The sequence below is a fragment of the Catellatospora sp. TT07R-123 genome (genome assembly GCF_018327705.1).
GTDB lineage: Bacteria > Actinomycetota > Actinomycetes > Mycobacteriales > Micromonosporaceae > Catellatospora.
In genome coordinates this window covers 2,228,930-2,249,744 of record NZ_BNEM01000001.1, presented here as the reverse complement: position 1 = coordinate 2,249,744, position 20,815 = coordinate 2,228,930, and the positions used below count along the sequence as shown (strand labels likewise).

Annotated in this window: 16 protein-coding genes and 1 pseudogene; 3 read left to right on the top strand and 14 right to left on the bottom strand. The window is 73.6% G+C overall.

Going from position 1 to position 20,815, the window contains the following annotated elements:
* Positions 1-80 precede the first annotated feature (80 nt).
* The 3 genes from Cs7R123_RS09495 to Cs7R123_RS09485 form a co-directional block, all read right to left on the bottom strand.
* Positions 81-1,085 (bottom strand): glycine betaine ABC transporter substrate-binding protein, encoded by a 1,005-nt coding sequence (locus Cs7R123_RS09495; RefSeq protein ID WP_244871725.1) that lies wholly within the window; start codon positions 1,083-1,085, stop codon positions 81-83.
* 391 nt (positions 1,086-1,476) lie between these two features.
* Complete coding sequence (locus Cs7R123_RS09490; RefSeq protein WP_212825231.1) at positions 1,477-2,196, bottom strand: ABC transporter permease; 720 nt, start codon at positions 2,194-2,196, stop codon at positions 1,477-1,479.
* Entirely contained in the window at positions 2,193-2,903 is a 711-nt protein-coding gene (locus Cs7R123_RS09485) for an ABC transporter permease (RefSeq protein ID WP_212825229.1), read from the bottom strand. Before Cs7R123_RS09485 ends, Cs7R123_RS09490 begins: the two co-directional genes overlap by 4 nt.
* A 3-nt stretch (positions 2,904-2,906) precedes the next feature.
* Between Cs7R123_RS09485 and Cs7R123_RS09480 the strand changes: the two genes are divergently transcribed.
* The gene (locus Cs7R123_RS09480; RefSeq protein ID WP_212825227.1) at positions 2,907-3,881 is read left to right on the top strand and encodes an ABC transporter ATP-binding protein; all 975 of its coding nucleotides are present in this window, start codon (positions 2,907-2,909) and stop codon (positions 3,879-3,881) included.
* A 157-nt stretch (positions 3,882-4,038) separates the two neighbouring features.
* Here the strand turns inward: Cs7R123_RS09480 and Cs7R123_RS09475 are convergent, their stop codons facing one another.
* The 11 genes and pseudogenes from Cs7R123_RS09475 to Cs7R123_RS09425 form a co-directional block, all read right to left on the bottom strand.
* Positions 4,039-5,631, bottom strand: coding sequence for an FAD-dependent monooxygenase (locus Cs7R123_RS09475; protein ID WP_212825225.1), 1,593 nt, complete (start codon positions 5,629-5,631; stop codon positions 4,039-4,041).
* 109 nt (positions 5,632-5,740) lie between these two features.
* The gene (locus Cs7R123_RS09470; protein ID WP_212825223.1) at positions 5,741-6,604 is read right to left on the bottom strand and encodes an N-acetyltransferase; all 864 of its coding nucleotides are present in this window, start codon (positions 6,602-6,604) and stop codon (positions 5,741-5,743) included.
* Positions 6,605-6,653: 49 nt separating this feature from the next.
* On the bottom strand, positions 6,654-7,958 hold the full coding sequence (locus Cs7R123_RS09465) for an MFS transporter (protein WP_212825221.1): 1,305 nt from the start codon (positions 7,956-7,958) through the stop codon (positions 6,654-6,656).
* Positions 7,955-8,524, bottom strand: a complete 570-nt coding sequence (locus tag Cs7R123_RS09460) for a helix-turn-helix domain-containing protein (RefSeq protein WP_212825219.1) — start codon at positions 8,522-8,524, stop codon at positions 7,955-7,957. Before Cs7R123_RS09460 ends, Cs7R123_RS09465 begins: the two co-directional genes overlap by 4 nt.
* A gap of 115 nt (positions 8,525-8,639) precedes the next feature.
* Positions 8,640-11,183 carry an ABC transporter permease gene (locus tag Cs7R123_RS09455; RefSeq protein WP_212825217.1) on the bottom strand — a complete coding sequence of 848 codons (2,544 nt, stop codon included), beginning with the start codon at positions 11,181-11,183 and terminating at the stop codon, positions 8,640-8,642.
* A gap of 3 nt (positions 11,184-11,186) precedes the next feature.
* A pseudogene (locus Cs7R123_RS09450) lies at positions 11,187-11,962 on the bottom strand (ABC transporter ATP-binding protein).
* A gap of 306 nt (positions 11,963-12,268) precedes the next feature.
* On the bottom strand, positions 12,269-14,812 hold the full coding sequence (locus tag Cs7R123_RS09445) for an ABC transporter permease (protein ID WP_212825215.1): 2,544 nt from the start codon (positions 14,810-14,812) through the stop codon (positions 12,269-12,271).
* The gene (locus tag Cs7R123_RS09440; RefSeq protein ID WP_212825214.1) at positions 14,809-15,588 is read right to left on the bottom strand and encodes an ABC transporter ATP-binding protein; all 780 of its coding nucleotides are present in this window, start codon (positions 15,586-15,588) and stop codon (positions 14,809-14,811) included. Before Cs7R123_RS09440 ends, Cs7R123_RS09445 begins: the two co-directional genes overlap by 4 nt.
* 99 nt (positions 15,589-15,687) lie before the next feature.
* The gene (locus Cs7R123_RS09435) at positions 15,688-16,362 is read right to left on the bottom strand and encodes a response regulator transcription factor (RefSeq protein WP_280517285.1); all 675 of its coding nucleotides are present in this window, start codon (positions 16,360-16,362) and stop codon (positions 15,688-15,690) included.
* Positions 16,359-17,666: a sensor histidine kinase gene (locus Cs7R123_RS09430; RefSeq protein WP_244871724.1), complete on the bottom strand. Its 1,308-nt coding sequence runs from the start codon at positions 17,664-17,666 to the stop codon at positions 16,359-16,361. The genes Cs7R123_RS09435 and Cs7R123_RS09430 overlap by 4 nt, the downstream gene beginning before the upstream one ends.
* A 9-nt stretch (positions 17,667-17,675) precedes the next feature.
* Positions 17,676-18,566 (bottom strand): PD-(D/E)XK nuclease family protein, encoded by an 891-nt coding sequence (locus tag Cs7R123_RS09425; protein ID WP_212825212.1) that lies wholly within the window; start codon positions 18,564-18,566, stop codon positions 17,676-17,678.
* A 98-nt stretch (positions 18,567-18,664) separates the two neighbouring features.
* On the opposite strand from Cs7R123_RS09425, the gene Cs7R123_RS09420 reads away from it, so the two are divergent.
* Positions 18,665-19,843 carry a M50 family metallopeptidase gene (locus tag Cs7R123_RS09420; protein ID WP_244871723.1) on the top strand — a complete coding sequence of 393 codons (1,179 nt, stop codon included), beginning with the start codon at positions 18,665-18,667 and terminating at the stop codon, positions 19,841-19,843.
* Positions 19,844-19,847: 4 nt separating this feature from the next.
* Positions 19,848-20,813: a tRNA (adenine-N1)-methyltransferase gene (locus tag Cs7R123_RS09415; protein WP_280517284.1), complete on the top strand. Its 966-nt coding sequence runs from the start codon at positions 19,848-19,850 to the stop codon at positions 20,811-20,813.
* Positions 20,814-20,815 lie beyond the last annotated feature (2 nt).

Genomic DNA, 20,815 nt, shown 5'->3' with positions numbered 1-20,815 from the left:
TCGCACCCGCCGACGGCCGTGAAGAAGGGCGCCCTCTACCTCGCAAAGCGGGTAGAGGGCGCCCTTGCCTGCTTTCCGGGTCAGCTGGCGGCGAAGGCGCTGTCCGAGGAGAAGACGGTGCCGAGGCTCGCCTTGCCCGTGGTCAGCGCGGTCTTCGTCTGCGGGCCGCCCGCGTCGGCCTGGAAGAACGAGCCGAAGTCGATGCCGTAGACCGTCTTGAGGCCCTGCTGGCAGAACGGGCGGGCCGGGCACTCGGCCGGACCGGCCAGCACCGACGCCTTGCCGCTGCACTTGGTCGCGAACTCCGACAGCGTCTTCACGCCGTTGGCGTCGGCGAACGCCTTGGTCACCGCGAACGCGTTCTGGTCGGTCGCGGCCGACGGGGTACCGACGGCCAGGCCCGCCTTCTCGGCCAGGCCCTTCAGCGCGGTCACCGTCGCGGTCACGTCACCGCTGGCCTTGGGCTGGGCCTCCTTGCCGTTCTGCTTCTGGTTCAGGAACTCCGTCAGCGTCGCGGCGTACTCGGGGAAGACGGTCAGCTCGCCGCGCTCCAGGGCCGCCTCGTACAGCTCGCGGTTGCCCGCCACCTGCACGGTCGCGGTGAAGCCCGCGGCGTTAAGGGCGATCTTGTAGAGCTCGGCCAGGATCTGGCTCTCCGGGAAGTTCGCCGCGCCCACGACCACCTTGCCGCTGCCGCCGGACAGGCCACTGGCCAGCCCGGCCGTGGTGGCGAAGTCGGCCGCCGCGACCTGTGCGGTCTTGCGGTCGACGTCGACGGCCCGGTTCAGCGCCACCAGCTTGGGCGTGTCCAGGGCCGCGCCGACCTTGTCGACCGCCGCGATCAGGGCGGGGGTGGCCGCCTTGGCGTTGGCGACCGCGATCACGTTGTCGGCGTTCTGTAGGTGCTTGTCGTCCGCCAGCATCACCAGGGCCGTCCCGGCGACCGGCGCGCAGCCGGCGCCCGAGGCGCTCTGCGGCGCGGTCGTGCCCGAGGAGCCCGCGTCGCCGCAGGCCGCGAGCGTGAACGCCGCCGCCGCGACGCCCGCCAGCGCCAGGGCGGACAGCTTTCGAGTATGTGAGTACATGCGTGTGCAGCCTTCCGTTCGCGGCACGGGGGCATCCCCGGCCGAACGTGCGCGAATGGTGTCGTCACCACGTTTCTTAGCGGATACGTGGGACATCGTTGCGAAGATTTGTGAACTGCCCGCGGCCCTACCCGCGAACAGCCGTTCACAAACCGGAAGTCTGTGCAGGCAGCCGCGACGAACCGCGATTGTTCCCCCAGGTGCAGTGACGATCATCATGCACGGCAGGCCCACGTCCGCCTACCGCCGGATTGCGCACTTTCGAGCCTGGCGTGTCGTTGGACGGGTACGCGATACTCGCGCCACATCGGCTCCATGATCCGTGCAGTTGCGGGGAAACTGCACGAAAGGGCGGCCGGATTCCTGCACTTTCCCCGAAACTGCCGGGAGGTCAGGGCGCGACGGCGTCGGCGGCTGAGTGGGGGAGGCGGCGGCTCGTGCGGCGCAGGGCCTTGGGCAGCGCGGCGCGTTCGACCAGGGCCAGCGCGCCGTCGGCGAGCAGGCACAGCAGCGCCACCAGCAGGCCGCCGGCCAGCACCTGGCCGCCGCCCGCGTTCAGCCCGAGCCCGAACCCGCGACTGATGATCATGCCAAGCCCGCCGCCGTTCACGAACGCGGCCAGCGTCGCCGTCGCCAGCACCTGCACCGCCGCGATGCGCAACCCGTTGGCCAGGTACGGCACCGCCAGCGGCAGTTCTACCGAGCGCAGCAGCTGCCACCCCGACAGCCCCATGCCCCGCCCGGCGTCGCGCACCTGCGGATCGACCTCGCGTACGCCCAGGTAGGCGTTGGCCAGCAGGGGCGGGATCGCGAACAGCGCCAGCGCCAGGATGATCGCGGGCGGGCCGAACCCGAGCACGGTCAGCGGCAGGATGGTCAGCAGCGCCACCGTGGGCACGGCCCGGCTGAGGTTGGTCATGGTCACCACGGCGGTGCCGCCGCGGCCGACGTGGCCGAGCCATACCCCCACCGGCCAGGCGACGGCGCAGCCGAGCCCGACCGCCGCCGCCGAGATCCACAGGTGCTCGCCGGTGCGGGCCAGGATTCCGTCCGGATTGGTCCAGTTCAGCGGATCGTTGAGCCACAAGATCGAGTCATGGATGATGCTCACGCTGTCCTCCGGCGGTGCCAGGGCATGACGGCGCGGCTCAGCAGCACCAGGGCCAGGTCGAGGGCCAGCGCCAGGCCGATGCAGGCCAGCGTGGCCGCCATGATCTGGGCGCGGTAGAAGTTGCTGTTGAAGCCGCCGATGATGAGGTTGCCCAGGCCGCCGAAGCCGACCAGCTCGCCGACGGTGACCAGCGCCACCGTGGACACGGTCGCGATGCGCAGGCCGGTCATGACGCCGGGCAGCGCCAGCGGCAGCTCGATGCGCCACAGCAGCGCGGCGGGACCGTAGCCCATGCCGCGGGCGCTGTCGACGACCTCGGCGGGCACCTGGCGCAGGCCGGTCAGCGTGTTGCGCACGATGGTCAGCAGCGCGTACAGCACCAGTCCGATCAGGACCGTGACCGGCCGCAGGCCCGTGAACGGCGCCAGCATCGCGAACAGCGCCAGCGACGGGATCGTGTACAGCACCCCGGTCACGCCCAGGATCGGGCCGGTCAGCGAGCCGATGCGGTGGGCCAGCACCGCCAGCGGGATCGCGAGCACCGCGGCGACGGCGACGGCGGCTAAGGTCAGCAGGAGGTGTTCGCGCAGCGCGGCCAGCAGCGTGCCGGTGTTCTGGCGCAGGTAGTCCCAGGAGAACCAGGGATTGTCGACGTCCGGATCGTAGGCGGCCCAGGCGGACACGATCGCGCTGACCTTGGAGGGCATGGGATGAACGGTACCGCCGCGGTCTCGATCCGGCTGGACGGAGTCCGCAAGCAGTACGGCGACGGCACCGTGGCCGTGCGCGAGCTCAGCCTGGAACTGCCCGCCGGACAGCTCAGCGTGCTCGTCGGCCCGTCCGGCTGCGGCAAGTCCACCCTGCTCCGCATGATCAACCGGTTGATCGAGCCGTCCGGCGGCCGGATGTGGCTCGGCGACGACGAGATCACCGCGGTCGACCCGATCGAGCTGCGCCGCCGCATCGGCTACGTGATCCAGAACGTGGGCCTGTTCCCGCACCACACCGTGCGCGACAACGTCGCCACCGTGCCGCGCCTGCTCGGCTGGCCCAAGGCCCGCACCGCCGCGCGCGTCGACGAGCTGCTGGACCTCGTCGGCCTGCCCGCCCCGCAGTACGCCGCCCGCTACCCGCACGAGCTGTCCGGCGGCCAGCGCCAGCGCGTCGGGGTGGCCCGTGCCCTGGCCGCCGACCCGGTGGTGCTGCTCATGGACGAGCCGTTCTCGGCCGTCGATCCGATCGTGCGGGGCCGGTTGCAGGACGAGTTCCTGCGGTTGCAGCAGACCGTACGCAAGACGATCGTGTTCGTGACCCACGACGTGGACGAGGCGGTGCGCCTGGGTGACCGGATCGCGGTGCTGTCCGAGGGCGGGCACCTGGAGCAGTTCGCCGATCCGGCCACGCTGCTGTCACGCCCGGCCAACGACTTCGTCGCCGCGTTCGTCGGCGGCGACCGGGGGATCAAGCTGCTCGCGGTGACACCGGTGCCGCGTACCGGGCTGGCGCCGCTGCCCGCCGACGCGCCCGCCGGGGCTCCCGCGGTCGACGCCTCGGCCAGCCTGCGCGACGCGCTCGCCGCGATCCTGGAGGCCGACACCGGGTGGGTCGCCGTCCGCGACGGCGCGGCCGTGCTCGGCATCCTCACCCCGGACGCGATCTACACCCACCTGCGCTCACTGGCCTGACCGCCGTCGCCGTCGGCTGCGGGGCCGCCCGCCCTGGCCCCACAATCCCCGTCCCGGGGCCCCACAAACCCCATCTTTCATAAACGTTGGCCTATCTCATCGAAGATGATCTCGAATTACTCGATGAGATAGGCCAACGTTTATGAAAAGCGGGCGGCTACGGCGAAGTGGGGGCGGGCGGGCCGAACCAGTGGGCCAGGACCGCCGACAGGGGAGTCGCCGAGGCGCTGGTCCAGGCGACGTATCCGTCGGGGCGGACGAGGAGGGCCTCCGGGGTGGCCGCGGTGGCGGTGACCGCGTCGACCCGCGCTGACCAGGGCGCCGCCAGGCGGGCGGGGGCCTGGCCGTCGGCGCGGCCGGTGGCGTCCAGCAGCAGCGCCCGGCCGGTGCGCAGCAGCTCGCCCATCCGGGTGCGGCGGCCGCCGACGCGCACCCGCAGGTCGGGCACGAGCCGGCCGATCCGGGGATCGGCGGGATCATCCTGGTACGGCACGTCGCTGCCCGCCATCGTCGCCGCCAGCCGCGCCAGCACCGCCGGTTCGGTCAGCCGCGCCGCGAACTCCGCCCGCCGCGCCGTCACCTCGTCGCCGGGCGCGATCAGGGCCGCCTGTGCCCGTACGTGCTCCAGCATCCGCAGCGCCTGCGGCGCGCGCTCGGCGTCGTAGGTGTCGAGCAGCCCGGCGGGGGCGTCGCCGCGCACCGCCGCGGCGAGCTTCCAGCCCAGGTTGACGGCGTCCTGCAGGGCCAGGTTGAGCCCCGGCCCGCCGAACCCGGCCACGACGTGGGCGGCGTCGCCCGCCACGAACACGCGCCCGCTGCGGAACGGCTGCGCCACCCGCGAGTTGCGCGCGGTCAGCCGCCGCAGCACGTGCGGCCCGGGTCCGTCGGGCGCCCGCAGCGGCAGGTCGTGCCCGAGCACCCGGAGCACCGCCGCGCGCAGCTCGGCCAGGCTCATCGGGACGTCCTCGCCGGGGTCGGGCTGGTCCCACTCGGTCACGTGGACCAGGTGCACCCCGGGCCGGAACGAGGCGAACGTGAACACCCCGCCCGGCAGCCGGTGCAGCTCGAACGGGCGCAGCGGCTCGCCGCCGGGCCGGCGCAGCGCCCCGGAGCGGGTGAGAGTGCCCGGCGCCAGCACCGCGTGGCCGTCGCGGCTGACCGAGTCCCGGCTGGTCAGCCCCGGGAACGCGATCCCGGCGGCCTTGCGTACGGCGCTGTGCGCCCCGTCGCAGCCCACCAGGTACGCCGCCCGCAGCCGGTACGTGCCGCCGGGGCCGCGCACCTCCACGTCGACCCCGTCGGCGTCGGCCACGAACGAGACCAGCTCGTGCTCGCGCCGCAGTTCGGCGCCCAGCCGCAGCGCCTCGCCCTGGAAGACCTGTTCCAGGTGGCGCTGCGGCACCGGCAGCACATGCAGCGGGTTGCCGGGCAGCAGGTGCAGCGGCAGCCGGAAGCCCGCGTAGCCGAAGGCGCGGATCGGGCGGGGACGGCCCAGGTTGCCGGTGCCGACCCGGCGCAGCAGCCCGGACGGGCCGCGGGAGTGCCCGGCGAGCGCGGCGTGCAGGCCGCGCTGGTCGAGGACCCGCACCACCTGGCCGACCAGGCCGTTGGCGCGGGGCAGGTCGTCCGGGGCGGCGCGGCGTTCCAGTACGACCGCGCCGACGCCGCCCCGGCGCAGCTCGGCGGCGAGCAGCAGCCCGGTCGGGCCGCCGCCGACGATGACGACGTCGGTGTGTTCGTACGCGGGCATGGTCGTCTCCCTCTGGACGGGCTGCCCCGGCGGCACGGGTGTCCACGTGGGCGGGGCGCCGCGGCCGGGCTGTTGTCAACCGTAGTTGACAACAGCGGCGAGCGTCAACCTAGGTTGACAACCGGCGCAGTGGCCGCTGCCGGGCCACCTCACGGAAGCCCGCCGAGCGGTACAGCGCCACCGCCGCCGTGTTCGTCGACGGCGTGCGCACCGCGACCGCGCTCGCCCCCTCCGCGCGCAGCCGCGCGCAGACCGCCCGCACCACCGCGCGGCCGTAACCGTGCCCGCGGTGCTCAGGGTGGGTGCCGACCGGCTCCAGCAGCCCGCACCGGCCCGGGGCCGACAGCCAGCCCGTGGCCGCCGCGGCGGGCTGCCCGCCGGGCGTCAGCACCAGCGCCTCCAGGCACAGCGACGCCGCCACAGAGCTGCGCATCGCCTGCCACCGCTGGACCGTGAACGTCGAGCCCTCGAACGCGGCCCGCTGCACCGCCACCCGCTCGGCGGCCACCGCCTCGTCCACCGCGACCGCGCGCACCCCGGCCGGGGCCGACGGCGGCAGGTCGTCGCAGACCAGCAGCACCCACGGCTCGTCGGGGTCCGGCGACCAGCCGTCGCGCACGAGCGCGGCGCCCACCGGCGAACCCTCGGGCAGCGCGCACCAGGCCTGCCCGTCCCCGAGCACCTGCGCGAACCGGGCGGCCAGCAGGTCGGCCAGGGCCCGGTCGGCGGTCACGCGCGGCGCCATCCCGGCGTGCAGCACCGGGCCGTCGGTCAGCGTCACCGCGACCGGCCCCGAGGCGTCGGACCAGACCCGTAGCGCGTCGCGGACCAGGGCGTCCTCGAAGCGCAGGTGCCAGCCGACGTCGCCGGGATGCAGCGGGCCGCCCGTCCGCCCGGTGGGCGTCCAGGCGGCCAGGGCCGCGATCGCCACCAGGGCCTCGGCGCGACCGACCTGCCGCTCGTACAGCTTCATGGCGCGCAAGGGTATGTCCAACCCGGACGCCCTGCCACCCGTCGCCCGGTCAGGCGACGCCGACCTCGACCCCGGGCGAGCTCTCCGCCGGTTCGGGACGGCGCGGGGCGGGCACGGTGGCGGCGGCGTCCGGGCGGCGGTCCAGCTGGCGCCAGGTCTGCCGGTCGACGACCGGCAGCAGGGTGGCGGCCAGGTACAGCCCGCCGAACAGCGCCAGCGACCAGGTCAGGCCCATCCCGTTCACGGCCCAGCCGCCGACCAGGCCGCCCAGCGGGATCCCGGCGTACGCGATCGCGGTGGACAGGCTCAGCACCCGGGCCTGGAGATGCTCGGGCACCCGCTCGAAGCTGACCGCCGACAGGATCGGGTTGACGGCCGCCATCGCCAGGCCGCCCACGAACGACACCGCCAGCACCAGGGTCAGCGTGTCCGACAGGGCCAGTGTGAACAGCCGGGGCGCCCCGCCGAGCAGGAACCCGATGGTGAACACGGCATACCGGGGGGCGCGCGGCGCCAGCGCGGTGAAGCCGATGTTGCCCAGCACCGCGCCCAGCGCGAACGCGCCGCCGGTGAAGCCGAGCGCGATCGGCGAGTGCAGCACCTGGTCGACCCAGAGCGGCACGAAGACGGCCGCGTTGGCCTGGTCGGCCAGGTTGGTCACGAACAGCAGGGCCAGGATGCCCACCATCAGCCGGTCCTCGCGCAGGTAGCGGGCGCCGCCCCGGATCGCGGTCAGGTACGGCTCCCGGGGCGCGGCCAGCACCTTCGCCAGCCCGGTCAGGGGCACCGGCCCGCCGGCCGTGTCGGCCGGGACGAGGAGCCAGACCAGCAGGGCGCACACCGCGAACGTGGCCCCGTCGAACAGGACCGCGCCGGGTGCGCCGAGCCAGACGATGACGCTGCCGCCGATGCCCGCGCCGAGCAGGCCCGCGAGCCGGTTGACGCCGTCGTACACCGAGGCGGCGCGGGTGATGTCCACGCCGGACGCGGCGATGGTGCGCGGCAGCAGCATCCGCTTGGCGTTGTCGCCCATGCCGCGCAGCGCCCCGGCGACGACCAGCAGCGCCAGCAGCGAACCGAAGCCGCCGACGTAGCCGAGCGCCACCGCCGCCGTGGCCAGTGCGCTGGCCAGGTCGGCGCCGATGGCGATGCGGCGGGCGCCGAACCGGTCGAGCAGGGGTGCGCCCAGCGGGGCGGCGAGCACGTACGGCAGCCACTCGGCGGCGGCGGCCAGGCCCATCCGGGTCGGGCTGCCGGTGGTGACCAGCACCAGCCACGGCACCGCCAGGAACGTCATCCGGCTGCCGATCTGGGAGATCGTGCCGGCGGTGAACAGTCCGATCAGGCCCTTCACTGCTGCACCTCGTCGAAGACCGGCAGCACCTGGAGCTGCACCTGGACCCGGCGGGTGCCCTCGGGGGCGCAGGAGCCGGGTTCGGCCCGGCGGTAGCGGTCGATCACCTCGGTCAGCTCGGCCAGCAACGCCTCCGTCTCGGCGGGGTCGAGCTGCCGGGTCCAGTCGCTGAGGGTGCCGACGTTCGCCCAGTCGGCGGGGCGGGTGGGCAGCTCGCTGATGGCGCGGTCCATGCGCGCGGCGTATTCGGCGGCGACGGCGCGCAGGTAGATCTCGAAGTCGCCGTACGAGTCGGGGTCGACCCGGTCGACGGTGGTGCCGCGGTGCACGGCGCGCCACCAGCGCTCGCGGCCGCTGGCCTGCTCGGTCTCGTCGGTGACGAAGCCGTAGAGCGACAGCTGGCGCAGGTGGTAGCTGGTGGCGGCGCTGGACAGGCCGAGCCGCTGGGCCAGCAGGGTGGCGGTGGAGGGGCCGCTGTCGCGCAGCAGTTGCAGGATCCGCACCCGCAGGGGGTGGGCCAGGCCGCGCAGCGTACGCGGGTCCAGGGAGATCCGGTCGTCGGTCACGACCGCCAACATATCTTTGCAAAGACTTCTTGGCAATTCCGTTCAACCTGCGGAGCGGCCCCGGGCGGCGGCAGGAGAGTGTCGCCGCAGCCCGGGGCCGGTATCCCGGTGCCCGTCAGTCGTGGGCGATCGCCTTCAGCACGTTGATCCGCGCCGCGCTGATCGCCGGCAGGACCGCCGCCAGCACGCCGACCACCACACCCAGCGCCAGGTACGCCCCCATCTGTCCCCACGGGAAGGCCAGTTCCTTCAGCCCCTCGTCGGCCAGGCCGCGCACCATCGTCGCGCCGAGCCCCGCCCCGACGACCAGCCCCAGCAGCGCGCCGAACACCGTGATCACGACGGCCTCGACCGTGACCATCCGCATGGTCGCGGCCCGGCTCAGGCCGATCGCCCGCAGCAGGCCGATCTCGCGGGTGCGCTCCAGCACCGACATGGCCAGCGTGTTGATCACGCCGAGCACCGCGATGACGATGGCCAGGCCCAGCAGCACCTGGATCATCAGCAGCAGTTGCGCGCCGTCGCCGAGCTGCCGGTCCAGGTACTCCTGCTGGTTCTCCACCAGCATCTCGGGGCTGTCCGCCAGCAGCGCCGCCAGGCCGTCGCGGACCGCGCGCTCGTCGGCGCCCGGGGCCAGCGTGACGTACGCGAACGACGGCTGCTGCGAGCGCATCTGCGCCGCGATGCCGGTGCCGAACACGTATCCGCCGTAGAACTCGACCCGCTTGTAGACGCCGGTGATGCGGTAGTCGGACTGCTCGCCGCGCGTCGGCCGGACCGAGACGGTGTCGCCGACCGACAACCCGGTCTCCTTCGCGATCTCGTCGTCGATCACGACCTCGCCCGGACCCGGCTGCGCCAGCGAACCGGCGACCGTGGCCAGGGACAGGTCCCGGGCGACCGCGGGCAGATCGGTGACGGCGGTGGCCCAGCTCGGCCCGCCGTTGATCACGGCCTGGTCGTTGTACTCGGCGGCGACCGACGTCACGCCCGGCAGCTGCTGCATGCCCGGCAGCAGCGCCGCGTCGAACGTGGGCAGCACGCCGGGGCTCTCCTGGCCGGAGATGATCAGATCAGCCTGGAAGCTCTCCGCGGCGTTGCCGCGCAGCGACTTGTCGGCCGAGGTCAGCATCGTGTTCACGCCGGTGATCAGAGCGACGCCGACCATCAGCGCGGCCGCGGTGATCGCGGTACGCCGCGGGTTGCGGCCCGAGTTCAGCCGGCCCAGCCGGCCCGGCACCGACCACGAGAAGAGGCGGCCCAGCAGCGACACGGTCGGCTTGGCCAGCGCCGGGCTGAGCAGCGCGACCCCGACGAACGCGCTGAGCACCCCGCCGAGCAGCAGCCACGTCACCGCGTCGCCGTCGACGGCCATTCCCCAGGTGATCAGGCCCGCGCCCACCGCGACCAGGGCGGACCCGGAGACGGTGAGCCTGGTCAGCGGCCGGTCGGGGGTGGCGGTCTCCTGCAGGGCCGCGATCGGCGGCACCCGCGAGGCGCGCACCGCGGGCAGCAGCGCGGCGATCAGGGTGACGATCATGCCGACCCCGAACGCGCCGAGCACCGCCGCGAGCGGCACGCCGATCCCGGCCAGGACCAGGTTGTTCATGTCCGCCGCCAGGTTCGCCAGCAGCGCCCCGACCCCGACGCCCGCGGCCAGGCCGACCACCGAGGCGATGAAGCCGATCACCAGCGACTCGACCAGCATCGCCCGTACGACCTGGCGGCGGCTGGCGCCCAGGGCGCGCTGGAGGGCCAGGTCCCTGGTCCGCTCCGCCACGATGATCGAGAACGTGTTGAGGATCAGGAAGCTGCCGACGAACAGGGCCACCCCGGCGAAGCCGAGCAGGATCTTGTTGAAGAAGGACAACGCCTCCTTGAAGCCGCTCGCGATCGCGGCGGCGGCCTCTGCACCGGTCTGCACCGTGTACCCGTCGCCGAGCCGCGCCCTGATGGCGTCGCGCAGCGCGGCCGGGTCGGTGCCGGGCGTGGCGGTCACGCTGATGCTCGTGTACGCCCCGGCCGTGCCCAGCATCAGCCGCTGCGCCACCGGCTCGGTGAACCGCACCTCCTGCACCGGTCCGCGGCTGGGCAGCCCGCCCTCGTAACCGAAGACGCCCACCAGCGTGAACGTCTGCTTCGGCTGGGTGGTCAGCACGCCGACCCGGTCGCCGACCTTGAGCTTGCCCAGCTCGGCCAGCAGCACGTTCACCGCGATCTCGTCGTCGGCGGCCGGGGCCCGGCCCTCGCGCAGTTCCAGGCCGCCGGTCTCGCCGGTCCAGTTCTCGCCGAAGCGCGGCGGCCCGTACGAGGTGACGACCTTGCCGTCGGCGCCGACGACCCGGGCCCCGTCGGCCTGCACGTCGCCGATGACCTGGGCCGCGCCCGCCACCCCGGCGACCTTGTCGCGGTCGGCGGTGGTGAGCAGGCCGGGCACGGACTCACCCGCCAGCTCCGACACGTCGATGGCGGGCTTGGCGGTGACCAGCACGTCGGTCGAGGCCATCGACGAGGAGAACATGTTGTCGAAGGAGCGGCCCAGCGCGTCGGTGAGCACGAACGAGCCGGACACGAACATCACGCCCAGGACCACCGCGAGCACCGACAGGGTCAGCCGGAGCTTGCGGGAGAACAGGCTCTTGAGTGAGGCGCGCAGCATGGCTTACCGACCGTCCCCGCGGTCGAGGTTCTTCATCGTGTCCAGCACGGCGTCGGCGCTGGGCGAGGCCAGCTCGTGCACGATCGCGCCGTCGGCGAGGAACACGACCCGGTCGGCGTACGAGGCGGCGTTGGCGTCGTGGGTGACCATGATGATGGTCTGGCCGTACTCGGTGACGCTGCGGCGCAGGAAGCCGAGGACCTCGGCGCCGGAGCGGCTGTCGAGGTTGCCGGTGGGTTCGTCGGCGAAGACGACCTCGGGGCGGCCGACGAGGGCGCGGGCGCAGGCGACGCGCTGTTGCTGGCCGCCGGAGAGCTGGCTGGGGCGTGCTTGAGGCGGTCGCGCAGGCCGACGGTGTCGATGACGGTGTCGTACCAGGCCGGGTCGGGTTTGCGGCCCGCGATGGCCAGCGGCAGCAGGATGTTCTCCTCCGCGCTGAGGGTGGGCAGCAGGTTGAACTGCTGGAAGATGAAGCCGACCTTGTCGCGGCGCAGCTTCGTCAGGCCCTTGTCGGACAGGCCGGTGACCTGGGTCTCGCCGACGTGGATCTGGCCGCGGGTGACGCTGTCCAGTCCGGCCAGGCAGTGCATGAGCGTGGACTTGCCGGAGCCGGACGGGCCCATGATCGCGGTGAAGCGGCCGCGGTCGAGCGCGATGTCGACGCCGCGCAGGGCGGTCACCTGCGCCTCGCCGGAGCCGTACTCCTTCCAGACTCCGGTCGCGCGGGCCGCGGCGGTCTCGGCGCGCGGACGCGACAGGGGCGGGGCTGCTGTGGTCATGATTGGTCCCTCGGCCGGATGACATGGACCGGCCGGCGAGGTGCTTAAGGCGGGAGCACCCGGCCGGCCGGTGTACCCATCGTCATGGCGCCGCGCGGCCCGGACCTCGGCCCGCAGGGTGACCGTGCCCGGGTCGTCCGCCCCGGGAGTACCCCCACCCGCCCCTCAGGGCCAACCCCGACCCACCGCCTCCCGCTCCGCCCGCCCAGTGCCCGCCCCGGACGTCGGAAAGGGCACCTTCTACATCGGAATGCGACGAGAAGGTGCCCTTCCTTGCCTGCGAGCCGCGCAGGCGACGCGCGACTCCTACTCGTACGCGATCGCGTCCAGCACGTTCAGCCGCGCCGCCCGCCGCGCGGGCAGGATCGCGGCGAGCATGCCCGCCAGCACCGCGACGACCAGGTACGCGACCAGCTGGGTCCACGGGATCGTGATCGCCGTGGCGAACTTGATCCGGATCAGCGCCTGGGTCAGGGCCGCCCCGATGCCGACCCCGAGGGCCAGACCCAGGGCGACCCCGAAGACGGCCATCAGGATCGACTCGACGTTGACCATCGCGACCACCCCGCCGCGGCTCAGCCCGATCGCGCGGACCAGGCCGATCTCACGGGTGCGCTCGGTGACGCTGAGCATCAGCGTGTTGAGGATGCCCAGCACCGCGATGAGCAGCGACACGAACAGCAGGATCTGGATGCCGGCCAGCAGGCCGTCCAGCTGGGAGGTGGACTGCTCGATGTAGGACTGGCGGTCGCCGACGCGCACGCCCGGGTAGTCCTTCATGATCTGCTCGATCCGGGTCACCACGGGCCCGGCGTCCACGCCCTCGTTCAGCGAGACCAGGCCCTGGAACGCCAGCGGGCCGCCGAAGTCGGCCACCGCGGGTTCGCCGATCAGGATGCCCTGGATCACCGGGGTGGTCTCGTACACGGCCACGACCGTGTACTGCCGCTCCACCGGCCCGAGCCGTACCATCGTCTGCCCGCCCGCGGACAGTCCCAGCGCCTTGGCCGTGTTCTCGTCCAGCACCAGCTCCTGCGCGCCGAGGGTGCGCAGGCTGCCGGAGACGGTCTTCATCGAGAACATCTGGGTCGCCTGGCCGACGTCGGTGGCGAAGACGAACTGCGGCTGCCCGGCGACGGTGACGTCCACGGCGTCGAAGTGCCACGCCGAGGCCTCCTTGACGCCCGGGATCGCGCGTACGCGGTCCAGCGCCTTCGGGTCGAAGCCCTGGGTGCCGTCCGGGGCGGCGTTGAGCTGCGCCTGGATCAGCACCTCCACGCCGACGCTCTCGCCGAGGGCGTCGGTCAGGCTGCTCTTGAACGACTCGATCACGGTCGCGGCGGTGCCGACCATCATCACGCCGACGGTCAGCGCGACGGCGGTGACGGCGGTGCGTCGCGGGTTGCGCAGCGCGTTGCGTACGCCGAGCCGCCCCGCCTGGCCCCGGCCCAGCACCGCGCCCAGGGCCCGGATCACCGGGCGGGCCAGCAGCGGGGCCAGCAGCAGCGCGCCGAGCAGGAGCAGCACCGCCCCGCCCAGCAGCACCAGGAACCCGGCGCCGCCCAGGTCGGCGAGTGCGCCCAGCAGCACCAGCGCCGCCCCGGGCAGCGCGAACGCCGCACCGGTGAGCGACAGCGCCAGCAGCGACCGGTCGGGCCGGACCACGTCGCGCATCGCGGCCACCGGCGGCACCGACGACGCCCTGATCGCGGGGATGAACGCGGCCACCATCGTCACGACGATGCCCAGCGCGTACGCCAGCAGCACCGTCAGCGGCGAGATGACCACCGGCACCGGGTCCATCTCGATCTGCGCGGCCAGCGCGGCCTCACCCCAGTAGCCCAGCCCGATGCCCGCGGCCAGGCCCAGCGTGGCCCCGACCGCGCTGACCACCAGCGCCTCCAGCAGCACCGACGCGGCGACCTGGCCCCAGCCGGCGCCCATCGCGCGCAGCAGCGCCAGCTCGCGGGTGCGCTGCGCCACGATGATGTTGAAGGTGTTGTAGATCAGGAAGACCCCGACCAGCCCCGCGAGCACCGCGAAGCCGATCAGGATGTACGTGAAGAAGTCGAACTGGGTGCTGACCGCCTTAGCCTGCTCGTCGTTGGCCTCGTCGGCGGTCTTGGCGGTGAACCCGGCCGGCAGTTTCGCCCTGATCCGGTCGCGCAGCTGCGTCTGGCTGACCCCGTCGGCGGCCGCGAACGAGACGCCCGCGTACACCCCGGTCTGCCCGTAGAACGTCTGCTGCGCGAACGCCTCCTGGAACAGCACCATCGTCTCGCCCGCCAGCGAGTCGCGGCCCCCGGCGAACCCGACGACGCCGACCACGCGGAAGGTGCGCGGCTCGTTGAGCACCGGCAGGTACACCTTGAGCCGGTCACCGAGCTTCACCTTCGCCTGCTCGGCGGTGCGGGCGCTCACGGCGACCTCGTCGGCGCCGGTCGGCCAGGCGCCCTCGCGCAGCGCCACCAGCCCGAGCGGGTCGTCCCGGCCGTCGACGCCGAAGCCCAGCGCCACGTCGGTGCTGACCGGGACGTCGTCGGTGGCCCGGTACGGCACCACGCCCTCGGCGCTGACCTCGGGCGAGGACGCGCTGACACCCTCGGTGGCGGCCAGGTCCCGTACCTGTTCCGCGGTCAGCCGGGGTGCTCTCGCGCCGGGCTCCTCGGCCTGCACCTGCACCGCGACGTTCTGGTTGATCGTGCTGAACAGGGTCGTGAACTGCGCGTTCAGGGTGCCCGACAGCACCAGGATCGCCGACAGGAAGCCGACCGACAGCACGATCGCGAAGACGGCGAGCGACAGGCGCAGCTTGCGCTGTAGCAGCCCGCGCAGGCTTGCCTTGATCATTCGGTGGCTCCGGCGGTCGCGGCGGCGGTGTCCAGCCGCTTGATCCGGTCCAGCACCGCGTCGGCGGTGGGCGAGACGAGCTCGTCGACGATCTGCCCGTCGGCCAGGAAGACCACGCGGTCGGCGTACGAGGCGGCGTTGGCGTCGTGGGTGACCATCACGATGGTCTGGCCGTATTCGGTGACGCTGCGGCGCAGGAAGGCGAGCACCTCGGCACCGGAGCGGCTGTCCAGGTTGCCCGTCGGCTCGTCGGCGAAGACGACCTCGGGGCGGCCGACCAGGGCGCGGGCGCAGGCGACGCGCTGCTGCTGGCCGCCGGAGAGCTGGCTGGGCCGGTGCTTGAGGCGGTCGCGCAGGCCGACGGTGTCGATGACGGTGTCGTACCAGGCCGGGTCGGGTTTGCGGCCCGCGATGGCCAGCGGCAGCAGGATGTTCTCCTCCGCCGTCAGCGTCGGCAGCAGGTTGAACTGCTGGAAGATGAAGCCGACCTTGTCACGGCGCAGCTTCGTCAGGCCCTTGTCGGACAGGCCGGTCACCACGGTCTCGCCGATCGACACCTGCCCGCGGGTGACGCTGTCGAGCCCGGCCAGGCAGTGCATCAGGGTGGACTTGCCGGAGCCGGACGGGCCCATGATCGCGGTGAAGCGGCCGCGCTCCAGCGCGCAGCTCACGCCGCGCAGGGCGAGCACCTGCGCCTCGCCGGAGCCGTACACCTTCCACAGGTCGACCGCGGCGGCGGCGGCGCCCGCGGTCCGGTCGGTCAGGGGTGAAGTCATGCCCCACAGGCTGTCAGCGCCGCCCCGGTCCGCCCTCCGACTCCAGCACGGTCTTGCCCGGGGCCGTCTCCTCCTGAAGGACGAGCCGGCCTCCTCCCGCTACGGCCGGCCCGACCCGGGGCGCACCAGTCCCGTCTCGTACGCCAGCACCACCGCCTGCACCCGGTCGCGCAGCCCCAGCTTGGTCAGCAGGTGCCCGACGTGCGTCTTCACCGTGGTCTCGCTGACCGTCAGCACCTTGGCGATCTCGGCGTTGGACAGTCCCCGGGCCACCTGCACCAGCACCTCGCGCTCGCGCTCGGTCAGCGGCGCCAGCGCGTCCGGCACGGTCACGTCCGGGTCGGGCAGCAGGTCGGCGAACCGGTCCAGCAGCCGCCGCAGGATGCGCGGCGCGACCACCGCCTCGCCCGCCGCCACCGTCCGGATCGCCGCGACCAGCTCCTCGGCGGGCACGTCCTTGGCCAGGAACCCGCTGGCCCCGGCCCGCAGCGCGCCCACCACGTAGTCGTCGAGGTCGAACGTGGTCAGGATCAGCACCCGGACCGGCAGCTTGGCCGCCACGATGTCGCGGGTGGCGGCCACCCCGTCGCGGCGCGGCATCCGCACGTCCATCAGCACCACGTCCGGCAGCAGCCGCCGGGCCAGCTCGACGGCCTCGGCGCCGTCGGCGGCCTCGCCGACGATGTCGAGGTCGCTCTCGGCGCCCAGCACCATCCGGAACCCGCTGCGCAGCAGCGGCTGGTCGTCGGCGAGCAGCACCCGGATGGGCTTCACCGCGGCACCTCCACGCCCGTGTCGAGGGCCGCCGCCAGGGCGGGGCCGGTCTGCTCCAGCGGGATCACCGCGTACACCCGGAACCCGCCGCCGGGGCGGGGGCCGGTGCGCAGGGTGCCGCCGTACACGGCGACCCGCTCGCGCATGCCGAGCAGGCCGTGCCCCGGCGCCGCGATCCCGTCTGCGGTGAGGGTACGCGTACGCGGCCCCCGGCCCGTGTCGAACACCTCGATCGTGAGACGGCAGCCGTCCACGGCCACCCTGGCCTCGGCCCGGCACGGCCCGGCGTGCTTGAGCGCGTTGGTCAGCGCCTCCTGCACGATCCGGTAGGCCGTCAGCCCCACGCCCGGGTCCAGGTCCGTGGGCAGCCCGTCGGCGCGCAGCGCGGTCGGCAGCCCCGCCTCGCACACCTGCTCCACCAGCAGGGGCAGCCCGGCCAGCCCCGGCTGCGGGGTAAGGCCCGCCTCGTCCGGCTCGGCGGCGCCCTCGGCCCGCAGCACGAACAGCAGCCGCCGCAGCTCCCGCAGCGTGGTGCGGGAGGTCTGCTCGATCGTGGTCAGCGCCTCGTCGGCGGCGGCCGGGTCGCGGTGCAGCATCCGGCGCGCGGCTGTCGACATCACCCCGATCACGCTGACGTGGTGCGCCACCACGTCATGCAGCTCGCGGGCGATGCGGCGGCGCTCCTCGGCGACGGCCTGCTCGGCGTGGGCCTGCCGTCCCGCCTCGGCGACCGCGGCCCGCTCGGCCAGTGCCGCCGACGCCTCGCGCCGGGCCCGCACGGTGCGCCCGATCAGGAACGTGATCACCATGGCGACCGCGTTCACGACCAGCCCGGCCGACAGCGAGATCAGCTCGCCGCCGGCCTTGTCCTCGAGGTAGCCCGCGCCGTGGGCGTAGACGAAGACGAGGTCGTTGGCGGTCCACAGCAGCAGGCTGCCCGCGACCGCGCGCCACCAGCGCTCGTACGCCGCCAGCGTGTACGCCAGCACCCACAGGGTGACGCCCTGCCCGGTCCACACCAGCGGGTTGAACCAGCCCGCCACCTGCGTCAGCAGCAGGAACCCGACCGCACCCCACAGCCACCGGCGCCGCAGCACCACCGGCAGCAGCGTCACCGCGGTCCACACCGTCAGCCAGCCGCCGGTGTGCCCGCTCCAGGACGGCTCGGCCCGCATGAGCAGCACCTGGCCGACGAACAGCCCCGCCGCCAGCGCCGTGTCGGCGCGCAGCGGCGTCCACCAGTCGGACCTGAGCCAGCGCCGGACGCTGTCGAGGGAAATCAGCAGGTGGGAGGGGAGGGGCACCCGGCGAGGCTACCTGGTCCCCTCAAGGCGGCGCTGGCGTGCGTCGATGGTGGCCGCAGTGACCTGCTGCGGGAACGGCGGCAGCGTGCCCCCGAACTCCGGGCACCGGGACTGGTGCGCGCACCAGTTGCACAGCTTGCTCGGCTTGGGCCGGAAGTCCTGCGCCACCGTCGCGGTCTCGATCGCCCGGTACAGCGCGAACAGGGTGCGCTCGAAGCGGGTCAGCTCCTCGGCGTCGGGGGTGTAGTCGCAGATCTCGGCGTCCTTGAGGTACATCAGGCGCAGCACCTTCGGCACCGTGCCGCGCGTGCGCCACAGCACCAGCGCGTAGAACTTGAGCTGGAACAGCGCCCGCGACTCGAACGCCTCCCGGGGCGAGCCGCCGGTCTTGTAGTCGACCACCCGCAGCTGCCCGCCCGGCGCCACGTCCAGCCGGTCGATGTAGCCGCGGATCAGCAGCTGCTCCTCGCCCGCCTCGCCCAGGACCGCCTCGATCAGCGTCTCCCGCTCGGCGGGCTCCAGCCGGCGCGGGTCCTCCACCGCGAAATAGCCGCCGAGCAGCTCCTGCGCCGAGGCCAGGAACTCCTCGCGGGTCCGCTCGGTGCCGTCGAACAGGGCGCCCAGCTCCGGCTGCTCGCCGACCAGCCGCTCCCACTGCGGGGTGACCAGCTCGTCGGCGATCTCCCGCGTCCGGTCGGCGGCGGGGGAGTCGAACAGTTTCTCCAGCACCGCGTGCACCAGCGTGCCGCGCGCCTGCTCGGCGGTGGGCTGCTCGGGGATGCGGTCGATGCTGCGGAACCGGTACAGCAGGGGGCAGGTCTTGAAGTCGGCGGCTCGGGAGGGGGACAGCGACGGAAGGGGGCGGGGCGAGGTCGTCTCCGACACCGGCTGCTCGGTCATAGCCCACAGGTTAGGACAGTGGTACGACCACCTCCGCACGGCACAACCGGCGCGTAGGTGACGGCGGGGCATAGCATGGTCACGATGGAGACGACGCCGTGACCGAGCCGACACCCCAGCCCGAACCGCCCGAGCAGCGGCGATCCGGCTTCCAGATCGGGCGCGTGTTCGGGTTCCCGCTCCGGTTGAGCGGATCGTGGCTGCTCATGGCGGTCGTGATCACCTTCTGGTACGGCGAGGTGCTCGGCGCCCGCCTGGACCTGCACGGTCCCGCGCGCTGGCTCGCCGGGCTGGGCTTCGTGGCCTGCCTGCTGCTGTCGGTGCTGCTGCACGAGCTGGGCCACGCGCTGACCGCCCGCCGCCACGGCATCGGGGTCAAGGGCATCACGCTGGACCTGCTCGGCGGGTACACCGAGTTCGAGCACGATTCGCCCCGCCCCGGCGTCGAGTTCACGACAGCGATCGCCGGGCCGGTGGTCTCCGGGCTGCTGGGCGTCGGTGCTTTCGTCGCCGCTGTCCTGCTGCCCGAGGGCACGGTCGCCGGCCAGATCGCGTTCCAGCTCGCGGTGTGCAACGTGATCGTGGCGGTGTACAACGCGCTGCCCGGGTGGCCGCTGGACGGCGGCCGGGCGCTGCGGGCGCTGGTGTGGGCGGCGCGCGGCAACCGCGACGCCGGACTGCTCGTGGCGGGCTGGTCGGGCCGGGTCGTCGCGCTGCTCACCGCGGCGGTGTCCGCGCTGCTGTTCCTGACGGGCCGGTATGACGGGTGGGGCCTGGCGTTCGGCCTGTTCGTGGCGTACAGCATCTGGCAGGGCGCGGCCGGGGCCGTGCTCACCGCCCGGGTGCGCCGCCGCTACCCGCTGGTCGACCCGACCGCCCTGGCCAAACCCGTCTACGCGGTCCCGGCGGGCACCTCGCTGGCCGAGGCCGACCGCCGCGCGGACGCCGACGGCCGGTCCGCCGCGCTGCTCGGCGTCACCGGGCCGGACGGGCAGCTGGTCGCCCTGGTGGTGCCGGACGCGGCCGCGGCGGTGCCGCCCGCGCGCCGTCCCTGGGTGAGCGTGGAGACCGTCGCCCGCAGCATCGACGCCGTCGCCCGCATCCCCGCCTCCGCCCGCGGCGCCGACGTGATCAAGCTCCTGCGCGGGGACCCGGCTGCGCCCTACCTCGTGGTCAACGGGGAAGATGTGGTGGGCGTGCTCACCGCCATGGACGTCGTGCAGGTCCTCGATCCGGCCGCGCTGAAGTCCGCGCCCGCGAAGCAGACAGGGATATGAGGCGATGACCGATCCGATGCCGGCCGTACGGCGCGGCAACTTCACCGCGGGCGACCGCGTGCAGCTCACCGACCCGAAGAACCGGATGCACACCATCGTGCTGGAGCCCGGGAAGGCGTTCCACACCCACCGCGGCATCCTGGCCCACGACGACCTGATCGGCCGCCCCGACGGCAGCGTCGTGCACTCCACCGGCAACACCGCCTACCTGGCGCTGCGGCCGCTGCTGGCCGACTACGTGCTGTCGATGCCGCGCGGCGCCCAGGTCATCTACCCCAAGGACGCGGCGCAGATCGTGGCCATGGGCGACGTCTTCCCCGGCGCGAAGGTGCTGGAGGCGGGCGTCGGCTCGGGCGCGCTGTCCTGCTCGCTGCTGCGGGCGGTCGGGCCCGAGGGCGAGCTGTGGTCGTACGAGCTGCGCGACGACTTCGCCGCGGTGGCCCGCAAGAACGTGCAGTCCTGGTTCGGCACCACCTGGGCGGCCGACGGCAAGCCCGCGAGCCCGTCGATGCCGTCGTGGCACCTGCACGTCGGCGACGTCGCCGACAACGCCGAGACCGGCTTCGACCGGATCATCCTGGACATGCTCACCCCGTGGGAGGCCCTCGACATGGTCGAGCGCGCCCTGCTGCCCGGCGGGGTGTTCATCGGCTACGTCGCCACCACGCCGCAGCTGTCGGAGCTGGTCGAGGCGCTGCGCGAGCGGGGCTTCACCGAGCCGCTGGCCTGGGAGTCGCTGGTGCGCGACTGGCACGCCGACGGCCTGGCCGTGCGCCCCGACCACCGCATGATCGCGCACACCGCGTTCCTGGTGCGCGCGCGCAAGCTCGCGCCCGGCGTGACCGCGCCGCCGCGCCGCCGCAAGCCCAGCAAGGGCCGCGAGGCGTACGAGCTGCGCAAGCAGGGTTCTGCCGCCGAGGCTGCCGCCAGCACCGTGCAGGACGCGCCGGTGCGCGACGACGAGGAGTGATC

Excerpts from the sequence above, each read along its gene's own strand:
- Cs7R123_RS09495 (WP_244871725.1), bottom strand. The coding sequence starts at position 1,085 with ATGTACTCACATACTCGAAAGCTGTCCGCCCTGGCGCTGGCGGGCGTC.
- Cs7R123_RS09485 (WP_212825229.1), bottom strand. The coding sequence starts at position 2,903 with ATGCCCTCCAAGGTCAGCGCGATCGTGTCCGCCTGGGCCGCCTACGAT.
- Cs7R123_RS09480 (WP_212825227.1), top strand. The coding sequence starts at position 2,907 with ATGAACGGTACCGCCGCGGTCTCGATCCGGCTGGACGGAGTCCGCAAG.
- Cs7R123_RS09475 (WP_212825225.1), bottom strand. The coding sequence starts at position 5,631 with ATGCCCGCGTACGAACACACCGACGTCGTCATCGTCGGCGGCGGCCCG.
- Cs7R123_RS09470 (WP_212825223.1), bottom strand. The coding sequence starts at position 6,604 with ATGAAGCTGTACGAGCGGCAGGTCGGTCGCGCCGAGGCCCTGGTGGCG.
- Cs7R123_RS09455 (WP_212825217.1), bottom strand. The coding sequence starts at position 11,183 with ATGCTGCGCGCCTCACTCAAGAGCCTGTTCTCCCGCAAGCTCCGGCTG.
- Cs7R123_RS09445 (WP_212825215.1), bottom strand. The coding sequence starts at position 14,812 with ATGATCAAGGCAAGCCTGCGCGGGCTGCTACAGCGCAAGCTGCGCCTG.
- Cs7R123_RS09440 (WP_212825214.1), bottom strand. The coding sequence starts at position 15,588 with ATGACTTCACCCCTGACCGACCGGACCGCGGGCGCCGCCGCCGCCGCG.
- Cs7R123_RS09425 (WP_212825212.1), bottom strand. The coding sequence starts at position 18,566 with ATGACCGAGCAGCCGGTGTCGGAGACGACCTCGCCCCGCCCCCTTCCG.
- Cs7R123_RS09415 (WP_280517284.1), top strand. The coding sequence starts at position 19,848 with ATGACCGATCCGATGCCGGCCGTACGGCGCGGCAACTTCACCGCGGGC.